This is a genomic window from Christensenella sp., from assembly GCF_034927525.1.
In the GTDB taxonomy this organism is placed as follows: Bacteria; Bacillota; Clostridia; order Christensenellales; family Christensenellaceae; genus Christensenella.
Genome location: NZ_JAYFPU010000040.1, coordinates 1 through 9,474, shown reverse-complemented (window position 1 = coordinate 9,474; position 9,474 = coordinate 1). Strand labels below are relative to the sequence as shown.

Annotated in this window: 9 protein-coding genes, 1 pseudogene and 1 riboswitch; of the genes and pseudogenes, 6 read left to right on the top strand and 4 right to left on the bottom strand. The window is 49.8% G+C overall.

Going from position 1 to position 9,474, the window contains the following annotated elements:
* A pseudogene (locus VB081_RS01450) lies at nt 1–298 on the top strand (hypothetical protein); the annotation flags it as partial.
* Nucleotides 299–409: 111 nt separating this feature from the next.
* Here VB081_RS01450 and VB081_RS01445 read toward each other — a convergent pair.
* Together VB081_RS01445 and VB081_RS01440 are read right to left on the bottom strand one after the other, a co-directional pair.
* Nucleotides 410–3,607: an InlB B-repeat-containing protein gene (locus VB081_RS01445; protein ID WP_323399089.1), complete on the bottom strand. Its 3,198-nt coding sequence runs from the start codon at nt 3,605–3,607 to the stop codon at nt 410–412.
* Between the two features lie 28 nt (nt 3,608–3,635).
* Complete coding sequence (locus tag VB081_RS01440; RefSeq protein WP_323399088.1) at nt 3,636–4,082, bottom strand: RrF2 family transcriptional regulator; 447 nt, start codon at nt 4,080–4,082, stop codon at nt 3,636–3,638.
* A gap of 257 nt (nt 4,083–4,339) precedes the next feature.
* Here VB081_RS01440 and speD point away from each other — a divergent pair, with 257 nt between their 5' ends.
* The 5 genes from speD (at nt 4,340) to VB081_RS01415 (ending at nt 7,961) form a co-directional block, all read left to right on the top strand.
* On the top strand, nt 4,340–5,092 hold the full coding sequence (speD, locus tag VB081_RS01435) for an adenosylmethionine decarboxylase (RefSeq protein WP_323399087.1): 753 nt from the start codon (nt 4,340–4,342) through the stop codon (nt 5,090–5,092).
* On the top strand, nt 5,073–5,939 hold the full coding sequence (speE, locus tag VB081_RS01430) for a polyamine aminopropyltransferase (RefSeq protein ID WP_323399086.1): 867 nt from the start codon (nt 5,073–5,075) through the stop codon (nt 5,937–5,939). Before speD ends, speE begins: the two co-directional genes overlap by 20 nt.
* A gap of 178 nt (nt 5,940–6,117) precedes the next feature.
* The gene (locus tag VB081_RS01425; RefSeq protein WP_323399085.1) at nt 6,118–6,657 is read left to right on the top strand and encodes an epoxyqueuosine reductase QueH; all 540 of its coding nucleotides are present in this window, start codon (nt 6,118–6,120) and stop codon (nt 6,655–6,657) included.
* Between the two features lie 199 nt (nt 6,658–6,856).
* Nucleotides 6,857–7,300: a hypothetical protein gene (locus VB081_RS01420; RefSeq protein WP_323399084.1), complete on the top strand. Its 444-nt coding sequence runs from the start codon at nt 6,857–6,859 to the stop codon at nt 7,298–7,300.
* A 184-nt stretch (nt 7,301–7,484) separates the two neighbouring features.
* Nucleotides 7,485–7,961, top strand: coding sequence for a hypothetical protein (locus tag VB081_RS01415; protein ID WP_323399083.1), 477 nt, complete (start codon nt 7,485–7,487; stop codon nt 7,959–7,961).
* 18 nt (nt 7,962–7,979) lie between these two features.
* On the opposite strand, the gene VB081_RS01410 is transcribed toward VB081_RS01415, so the two are convergent.
* Nucleotides 7,980–8,522 carry a folate family ECF transporter S component gene (locus VB081_RS01410; RefSeq protein WP_323399082.1) on the bottom strand — a complete coding sequence of 181 codons (543 nt, stop codon included), beginning with the start codon at nt 8,520–8,522 and terminating at the stop codon, nt 7,980–7,982.
* Nucleotides 8,523–8,597: 75 nt separating this feature from the next.
* Nucleotides 8,598–8,694: riboswitch (THF riboswitch) on the bottom strand.
* 60 nt (nt 8,695–8,754) lie between these two features.
* A complete protein-coding gene (locus VB081_RS01405; protein WP_323399081.1) occupies nt 8,755–9,405 on the bottom strand; it encodes a TM7S3/TM198-like domain-containing protein in 651 nt (216 codons plus the stop codon).
* Nucleotides 9,406–9,474: the final 69 nt, after the last annotated feature.

Sequence of the window (9,474 nt, the reverse complement as noted above, 5' to 3'; positions counted from 1 at the left end):
GAAAAACGTATATAAGAATTCAGAGAGCGTATATAACCGCGTCGTGAACGGAAGCGACGACGGAGGATATGTGCGGGACGGCGGCATCGTCCTTTCGCACGACATCCACGAAACGACAGTCAACGCATATGACAAGATCATCAAAGCGTTGAAGGACAAGGGTTATAAATTCGTGACGGTCACGCAGATGATGCAGATCGCGGAGATACGCGGCAAGGATGTCGAATACCGCTTTGCGAATGCGCCTACCGCAGAAGAAGCGGCCAAGGCTTCGGAGCCCGCGGGCGCGGAGGAATAAGCAAACAGCAACACAAAGCAAAGAGCATGGACAATGTCCATGCTCTTTTTATGAGGATAGAAACAGAGAAAGCGGATTGGGGGCGCTTCTCCGTTCCATGAGGTTGGGGGCTTAGTCGTCCTGCCTGCGACGCAGGAGTTTAAACGACGCGCTCACCAGTACCGCAGCCGCTGCGGCGACGATCAGCCAAACGGTGGGGAACATGCTGGTGTCGCCTGTTTTTGGCGAGTCTGACGTTGTCGTTGTATCCGTCGTTACCGTAACGGGTTCCCACTTCGCGTACAGGGTGAGGCTCTGGTTCACGTCGTAATGGTCAAAGTACCAGTAGTTGATGCTTTCGCTCTCCAGATACCACCCGCGGAAAATATAACCTTCGCGCGTTGGGGCTGTGGGAGCCGCGATGCGCGAGCCGGGAACAATATCGGTGATCGGGTCTACCGCGCTGCCTCCCTGTGAGTCAAAGGTAACGGTGAACGCAGTTTCGGGAACCGTGTTTGGGTTCCATCTTGCATACAGCGTCATATCACTCTCAACAGTCCGTTCTGCAAACACCCACGGGTTCTCATATGTGTTTTCCGTGTACCAGCCAACGAACGTGTGACCGTCGCGTGTAGGCTGCGAGGGCTCGGTTACCTTCGAACCAGCCGAGATATTGCGGATCGACTCTACTGCGCTGCCGCCCTGTGAATCAAAATCGAGTGTATACAGCGAAATCGGAGTCGTATTATCTTCCCACTGCGCGTATAGGTCAAGGTTCGAGTTGATCACGAATGACTGATCTGCAGTATAGGGAGTACCTGTTCCATTGGCGGACGTATTCCAACCTGTAAAAGTGGCGTTGGTCTTACCCATTGTGCCGGGGCCTGCGACTGTCGCGGTGGTACCGTCATCATAAACTTCCATTGCGGGAACGGTTCCGGAATCGCTGCCATTGCCATCATAGGTGATCGTAAACTGCGTGGTTGGCTCATCGCTTGACCAATGCGCGTACAGCGTCTGGTCAGTCGCGCTGACATTGCCCGTGACCTCAACACCATTGACCGGATCTGTGTACCAGCCGTCAAATGTTTCTGTGCCGTTGGTGGGCAGGTCGCTTGTCAGGACGCTTACGCTGCCGCCCGGATTTCCAACGAGGAAATATCCTGTGGAAGCCGCGGCATCCGCATAATAATGCGAGCCTGTGTATGTGAGGGGTGCAAGACCGCTCCATTCGCCACCGTTGGCGTCAAACTTTACGAACTTGATCTCCATTGCGCCCGCGTCCGAATTTGCGCTGTCACGCGTGAAACCACGCGCATCCTTGCTAAAGGCGGGGGAGCCGGCCGTATTGTCCGCAAAGCCTGTCGCGCCGTCGTTGGGCAGGATCGTTACTGTTTTCAAAGTGCCGGTATGGCCGGAACCCGCCTTGCCTACAGCACCGTGCTGTGTGCTGTTTGCCTGAGGCTGCGGACTGGTGCCGAACACTGCGTTTGCCGTGACGGACGCATCCAGGGCCGTGCCGTTGTCGTAGCCTACATTACCGCCTAAGTCGGTCGCGTCCGGGATGTCCACATTCCTGCGTACATTGTTCGTTCCGCCGTTGCCGATCATGATATTGTTCTCAAACGTTGCCGTCGGACGTACAGCCGGGTTGGCGGAATCGATGTGCTGTCCAACTGCCGAGCCCTGACCGTGTGCGCCTGAAGACGATGTCGTGTTACCGACAAACGTATTGTTTTTAAAGTGTCCTACCGTATCGAGCGACAACTGCACCACGCCGCCGCTGTCCGCAACGGATAAGATGTATTTTGTCGATTTGTTTCCGTAAAACGTGTTGTTTGTCAGGTTAGAGACGGTATTGTCGTTCCTGCTTTCCGCAAAATACGCGCTGCCGTCGTCGCCCGAGGTATTGCCGATAAAGGTGTTGTTATCCACATTGATCGTCGAAGGCACACCTGCGTTTGTATTGAACACGCCGATCGCACCACCGTCGCTGCTTGCACCCTTTCCACTTACACTGTTGCCTTCAAAATAACTGTTGCTGATGTTTACGTTGCCGGCAAACTGGTAAAACCCGATTGCGCCGCCATAGCGGGAAGCTTTGTTATCTTTAAAGTAAGAGCGCGTGATATTGACTGTGCGCACACCGCCGAAGGCGACGATCGCTCCCTGGATATAGCCGCCGTCCAGCGTAGAAGCGCTGTTGACGAAGCTCGAATCCTCTACGGTCAGGTTGCCCGCGCAGTAGATCGCGCTGCCGTGGCCGCCACGATTGTTGATCACGTTTTCGAACAACGTATTTTTTACAATGACATTGTTGCCGCCGGAAATACCCACGCCGTTTGTGTCACTAAAGGTGGCGTCGTCGACTGTGATCGTACCTGCGCCGCCTACGATGCCGGTGCCAATGATGTTTTTCAGAGTGCTTCCCGTTACGTCAAGGCTGCCTGCACCACCGCGGATCGCCGTGCCGTTCGTTACACCGTCGAACGTCGTATTTGTGACCGACACATTACCGCTTCCGGCAGTAACTGCCGTCGTTGTAATATTTCGAAACGTAGAATCTGTGATGTCCAACGCATTGCTTCCTGTAATGCCGTTTGTTGCTGTATCTACCGTCACACTGTCCAGTGTGGCGTTTGCGTTCGAAGTTGTGATCGCCGTCCCGTTGACATTGCTGAGTGTCACATTGGATAGCGTGAATGAGCTTCCCGCAAAGGAAAGCATGCCGCCGGCGCCGCCTGTACCGTCAAGTGTCATATTGGCGAGAGTAATACTTCCTGAGCCAGTAATATTGAACGCGAATAATTTAGCGCCCACGGCTGCTGTCAACGACTGGTTTCCCCCGTCAATCACGATGCTGTTGTTGTGGGCGATATCCATTGTGATCGCGCCAGGCATCGTTCCTGCAAGGCTGGGGTCGATGCGGATGACCTTACCATCCACTTCCGCCTGTTCGACGGATTCTTTAAAGTCGTCCCAGGTCGTTACGGTCACGTCTGCGCCCGGCACAAGCATCATAGGCATGATATCAAGTGCCAAAAGGTCTTCACTCTCCTCCGGAGATTCGGCAGAAGCCGACGGCGAGGGGGAAGCCGATGGATCGGCGCCCTGTGTTGGTTCGGTTGTTGTTTTCGGTTCGCCGGATGGGGAACTTGTGCTTTCTTCTTCTGTCTCTGTTCCTGTCGTTTCCGTCTGAAGCGTTTCCGTCTGAAGCGTTTCCGTCACATTGGCGCTAGCATCCTCTTGCGCAAAGGCAGGGGATACCATCATGACCATCACAAAAAGTATGGCCATGATAAACGTCAGAATTTTGTTTTTTTGCTTCACTTAATTTCTCCTTCTTTAATCAAAATTTTTATCGGACTGTGCCCGCTGTTTCTTGTGAGTGGGCAGCCTTTGCAGGTTCGCAAAGATCCGGTATATACTTTGCTTTCAGTTCGTCGACCATTCCCTGCTGGAACGATTCGAAGAATTTGTGCACCTGACAGTATTCTGTCGCACCACGGCTGCAAAAACCGTCGTGCTCTAAGCAGCGGTTGATCATGATCTCGCCCTCTATGACCCTGATGACATCATAAAGCGATATCTTATCGGCGCGCTTCGCGAGCTGGTAACCGCCGTTACAGCCTTGTACCGACTTCAAAAGCCCGGCCTGCTTCAAATAGCCGGTCACCTTCATAAAATACAAGTAGCTGATCCCCAGTTTTTCTGAAAGATCGGCCGCTGTGGAAAGCTGGTTGTTGTGTTCGTGCAGGTGGCACAGAATCCGGATCGCATAATCTGTCGCGCGTTGAAATCTCATAACATGGTCCTCCTGTTGTTTGTTATCTCATCTCTGACCCCGTTGGTATTTTTTGTAGAAACACCCTGTCAAAATTTTACTCATATTTAGTATAAACAGCGTAGGACAGCGGAAAGTAGACAAAAAGCCAATAGCACACAGAATGTGTGACAAACGTGTGAAACCTTATGGAACGCAAATATAGAGGTGAAAAGAACGGGTTTTTATTTTACGGACATTGGTGCTATAATGAAAAGAAAACCGCGCGGAGGGCCGCTTTGCAGAAACTGAAACTATACGGGTTCAATAACCTGACAAAAACGCTGAGTTTCAATATATATGACATTTGTTATGCCAATACGGTAAAGGACCGTCAGAGCTATATCGAATACATTGACGAATACTATAACTCGGAGCGCCTGACGCGTATCCTGCGGAACGTTGCGCAGGATATCGGCGCGCATGTCTTAAATATTGCCGAGCAGGACTATGATCCGCAGGGAGCGTCGGTCACGATGCTCATCGCGGAGGAAGAACTGCCGCACAAAAAGAGCGTGGTGGGGCACCTTGATAAGAGCCACCTGACTGTGCATACCTATCCGGAAAGCCATCCGCAAAACGGGGTATGCACCTTTCGTGTGGATATCGATGTCTCGACGTGCGGGGAAATATCTCCCTTAAAGACGCTCGATATGCTCATCGGCAGTTTCGATTCGGACATCATTACCATGGATTACCGCGTGCGCGGGTTTACGCGGACGGAAGACGGGCAAAAGATATTCATGGATCACGATATCATGTCGATACAGGATTTTATCCCGCAGAAGATACTCGAGCGATATACGACGTACGATGTGAACCTCTATGAGGAGCGTGTGTTCCATACGAGTATGATGCTGAAGGAATACGATCTTGATAATTATCTTTTCAATCTGGATGCAGACGACCTGAACGAGAAAACGAAAAAGAGGATCGAGCGCAATCTGGAGCGGGAGATGAAGGAGATATTTTATGGAAGAAATTTTGAATGACGGATGGTTTTTTGAATATTTTACGGATAACGCGAAGTTCGGCATCAAAATAAAAGAGCATCTGGTGGACACGAAAAGCGAGTTCCAGAAGATCGATTTTTATGACTCGTATGAATACGGGCGTTTTTTTACGCTGGACGGGTTCATTATGCTGACGGAGCGGGACGAGTTTATTTACCATGAAATGATCGTGCATGTGCCGATGGCGGTGCGGCCGCAGGCAAAGCGGGTGCTGATCATTGGCGGGGGCGATGGAGGCGCGGTGCGCGAGCTCGTGCGTTACCCGGGCATCGGGCACATCGATATGGTGGAGATCGACGCTATGGTCGTTAAGCTGTGCAGGGAATATCTTCCGCTGACGGCGGGAAAATTAGACGATCCGCGCGTACAGCTGTTTTTTGAGGATGGCGCGGCATTTGTGAAGAACGCAAAAGAGAAATATGATCTGATCCTAGTGGATTCCACCGATCCGGTCGGCGTTGGGGAGGGGCTGTTCTCCGAAGAATTTTACCGCGACTGCTTTGCGGCGCTCAGTGAAGGCGGGGTACTCATCAACCAGCACGAAAGTCCTTATTATGAAGGCGACGCGATCGAAATGGAACGCGCGCACAAAAAGCTTTCCGCCGTGTTCCCGGTGTGCAAGGTATACCAGTTCCATATGCCGACATACGCGTCGGGGCACTGGCTGTTTGGCTTTGCGTCCAAGGGAGCGCAGCCGACTGTGTTTGATGAACAGGCATGGAATGCGCTCGGCATTAAGACGAAATATTATAATACGGAACTGCATAAAGGATGCTTTGCGCTTCCGACATATGTAAAAGAGCGGCTTGAAAAGGCAAAAGGGTAACTTCATCATTTGTTCACAATTTACCTCTTGCCAAAACAAAAATTGTGGGTTAGAATAAAAACATATCTTAAACTGGTTTTAGGATATGTCAATCCCCACCCTTTTATTATTTTCGGAAAAGCCGATTCGCAAGAATCGGCTTTTCTCGTCAATACGGTTATAAAAAAGAGGAAGTTATATGAAGATACTATTGCATATGTGCTGCGCGCCGTGCTCGGTCGCGTGCGTAAAGAGCCTGCGGGAAGAAGGGCTGGACATAACAGGGTTTTGGTATAATCCGAATATCCATCCATATATGGAATACAAAAGCAGGAAGAATACGGCGGTCGAATACGCGAAAACGATAGGCCTTCCGCTTGTGATGCGTGACGAATATGGGCTGCGGCAATTTGTCGCGCAGGTATCACCGGAATTTGAAAAACGGTGCGGGTATTGTTATCAGACGCGCATGGACGAAGCGGCAAAATATGCGGCGGAAAACGGGTTTGACGCTTTTTTGACGACACTGCTCATCAGCCCGTACCAAAACCATGAAATGATATGCGAAAGTGCGCAAAGCGCGGCGCAAAAATACGATACGCAGTTTTTATATCGCGACTTCCGTCCGCTGTTTCGTGAGGGGCAGGACGCAGCGCGTGAACGCGGACTGTACATGCAAAAATACTGCGGCTGTATTTTCAGCGAGGAAGAACGTTACCAAAAGAAACCAAAAAAATGAAGTGTTCAGGATGCGATATATCAAAATAAAAAAACGGGATAGCCGGATGCGGTTATCCCGTTTTTTTATTTAACGAATTCTATTTAAAAGTATGTCGTTCACGTGGTGAAAGTGTTGTCTACGATGTTGGCAACGCAAAAAATCCTTTTTGTGATATAAAAATCAAAGAAAAAATTTTCAAAAAATGAAGGAGAACAACATGAAAAAACTTACACTCGTTATCGTAACAGTCGTGCTGTGCGCGGCAATGCTCATGGGCTGTGCAGCGCCCGCAACCGAGGCGACAGACTCTGCAGCGCCTTCTGAGAGCGCAGCGGCAAGCGAATCTGCCGAGGGTACTGAGTCTGCGGTGGCAAATGCTGACTATATGTCGTGGACAGGCGCAGACTGGAATGCAGCGACAAACGAAGAACAGTTCGCGGCAACGGAGGCGGTGCTTCTGGAGATCGGTGATGCGATGATGGATAACTACACGCAGCTTGTAGAGCAGGCAAAGACCAATGACAAAGTGAAGGCACAGATCGACACACAGATCGAAGCGCTTCAAGGAACGATCGGTACGTTTTTTGAAAGCTCGCCCGAGGCTACGCTCAAGGAACTGGTTGACGCGAGCAAGCAGGCAGCAGCGGCAATGGCCGAATAAAACATTGCATTTAAAAGAGGTGACACCTCTTGGTGGGCACCAATAAAGAAGTATTGTTTTGCATACGGCATAGTCAAAATGACTATGCCGTTTTGCTGTCGTCGTATACTGCGTCAGGGGCGAAAACAGGCTGGGCAGATATGCTGGATTGTGATAAAATAACGATAAGAAAGAGGGCGTTGATATGGGAAATGTTAAATTAGGATTTGAAGAATTTGCTGTGGCAGTAGACAATGATTGTGTCGATTTTGTCACGGATTTGCACCGGGGATTTACTGACGCTGGCTGTAAAATTGAGGTAAAGGAAGCCAAAAGCGGATATGTGGCCTCCTACCTTTTGAACAAAAAGACCGTCGCCAACTATGTTTTTCGCAAAAAAGGACTTGTTATCCGGATCTATGCAAATCATATCACTGACTACATGGGATTTTTGGATACGTTGCCGGGTGATATGATCGCGGCAATTAAGAAGGCTCCTGATTGTAAACGGCTTTTAGACCCGACTGCCTGCAACTCAAAATGTGCAATGGGTTATGGTTTTTTGCTGGATGGCGAACGTTTTCAAAAATGCCGCAGCAATGCCTTTATGTTTTTGGTATGCGAACAAAGCGAACCCTTTATCAAGGATTTTTTGCAGCACGAGCTTGCGGCCAGCAACTGAATATCATTCCGCTTCCTATTATGCGTACAAGGTCTTGAACATCTTTTGCTTGTTTTTGATGAGAATGCACATGAATACCACATACACCGCGCACATGATATAGGTAGAAGGCAGGCGCGTCGTCAATACGACAAGGTATGTGGGGCCATAAAGGAAATAATTCCAGAAGGAATTGATGAGCAAAGAGCAGATCGTCTGGATGAGCGCTGTCCCAAGTGCGATCTTGGGCAGACTCGGGACGCTTGACGGCTGCTTCCGTTTGTAAAAAAGCAACCCCGCGATCAGGCCGTACAGGATCATCGTTATCGTGAAGCCGGGGAAATAGGGGCCGGGCTTGTTGGCCGTACCGATCAGAAAAGAAACCAGATCGGAAATACCGCCCGCAGCAGCGCCCCAGACGGGGCCAAGCACCGCGCCGGTAAACATGATGACGACGGGAGCTAAGTTGAACTTGATCGTTTCTGTCGCATAAAAGGACAGAAAGCTGCCCACTACAACAGCGATGGCGATGAAGGTGGCACAATAAACGAGCCGCAAGGTCTTAGGAGAAATTTTAGACATAAAAAATACCCTTCCTTTCGTAAAAAAATGGCACGCCTCTGCAAAAGAAAGAGTTTCCTAATGATTTCTTTTGTGAGCAGCGGACGCAGTTTTGAACCGCAAGGCCAAAAGCCTTTTCGTTATAAGGCGACATCCCATCCTTATACACTTGACGCGCAAAACCTACTCTGCACATTTTTATTTAATTGTCTTTAGTATAGCATCCTATATCATCTTTGACAATACAGGAAAATCAGTATTTCGCTTTTGAAGACGTGAACCGGTATTGTGCGATCATACCCGCAATGGCAAAAATGATGACGGGGATGATCATGATCAAAGGATTTGTCTGGTTAAACACGTTGACCGAAGCGGAAATTTCACGGTAGCTGTCGATCGTGATGCTGTTAAGAAGCGTGGTATTGAAGAACAGGCCGATGATGACGCCTGACGTCTGCACAAGCGAATACGCGCCGTAGATCGACGAAAAAATGATCACAAAATGTCTGCGCGACGCAAAGGTCAGCAGCCCGAGGAATACGAAGAAGGCAAGCCCTACCAAAAAAAGCGGCACGTTATCAAGCGAGGCAAACCATTGCGGAAAGGCGCTGCGCAGCAGATCAAAAAGCATGAGCCCGATGATACCGCCGGCGACGAACATGGCAAATTTGATGAAAAAGAACGCCAGAAAAGCAAGCAGTAGTCCAACGCCGATACAGATGATCCACAGCCAGTTGCCGAGGTCGGGGAACGCCCCGCCCAAATAGGTATAAGAATAGTATGCGCCGATAAAGAACGCATACAGAAACATGATAATTCTCAAAAAGCGATATCCCCAGAAGCAATAAAGGATCGCCAGCGCAAGCATTACGATCAGGATCAAAATTGGGATAATGCCGTCCAACCTGTTGTCCTCCGCAGTGTTTTTTGTTAAACCTATTCTATCGCTTTTCATGAAAAAAAGCAATGGATC

Excerpts from the sequence above, each read along its gene's own strand:
- VB081_RS01440 (WP_323399088.1), bottom strand. The coding sequence starts at position 4,082 with ATGAGATTTCAACGCGCGACAGATTATGCGATCCGGATTCTGTGCCAC.
- speE (WP_323399086.1), top strand. The coding sequence starts at position 5,073 with ATGGAAGAAATTTTGAATGACGGATGGTTTTTTGAATATTTTACGGAT.
- VB081_RS01425 (WP_323399085.1), top strand. The coding sequence starts at position 6,118 with ATGAAGATACTATTGCATATGTGCTGCGCGCCGTGCTCGGTCGCGTGC.
- VB081_RS01420 (WP_323399084.1), top strand. The coding sequence starts at position 6,857 with ATGAAAAAACTTACACTCGTTATCGTAACAGTCGTGCTGTGCGCGGCA.
- VB081_RS01415 (WP_323399083.1), top strand. The coding sequence starts at position 7,485 with ATGGGAAATGTTAAATTAGGATTTGAAGAATTTGCTGTGGCAGTAGAC.
- VB081_RS01410 (WP_323399082.1), bottom strand. The coding sequence starts at position 8,522 with ATGTCTAAAATTTCTCCTAAGACCTTGCGGCTCGTTTATTGTGCCACC.